Here is a 441-nt window from a genome sequence, read left to right on the forward strand (position 1 = left end):
ACGCCGGCCTGTCGCCCGCGCAGCTGAAACGGCGCCGCTATATGAACATGGCGCTGCTGATTGTGGACGAACTCGGCTTCGAGCCGATGACCCGCGAGGAGGCAAGCTTGTTCTTCCGGCTGGTGACCTACCGCTATGGCCGCGGGGCGATCCTGATTACGACGAACAAGAGCATCCGGGAGTGGACCGAACTGCTGGCCGGCGATGAGGTGCTGGCCACCGCCATTCTCGACCGCCTGCTGCATCGCGCCCATGTTCTCAACATCAAGGGGCGCAGCTATCGCCTGCGGGATCTCGAGGAGGCCCTCCAGCGGGCTCACGCCTGAGACCTCGTAAAACTGGATGTCGCCTTATCTCGTAAATCTAGGTGTCGCTTGACACCTGTCGACGGCGGCCGCATGGGGATGGATCGGGGCAAGATCCCGCTGCAGGTGGGACGGC

1 protein-coding gene is annotated in these 441 nt (G+C 63.5%); it reads left to right on the plus strand.

The annotated features are described in order from the left end of the window. Positions 1 to 326, plus strand: a 326-nt coding sequence (locus tag OC446_RS30630; RefSeq protein WP_262032626.1) for an ATP-binding protein, incomplete at its 5' end; no start/stop codon positions are given. Between the last annotated feature and the right edge of the window lie 115 nt (positions 327 to 441).

The sequence above is a fragment of the Microvirga sp. Mcv34 genome, assembly GCF_024519725.1.
GTDB lineage: Bacteria > Pseudomonadota > Alphaproteobacteria > Rhizobiales > Beijerinckiaceae > Microvirga.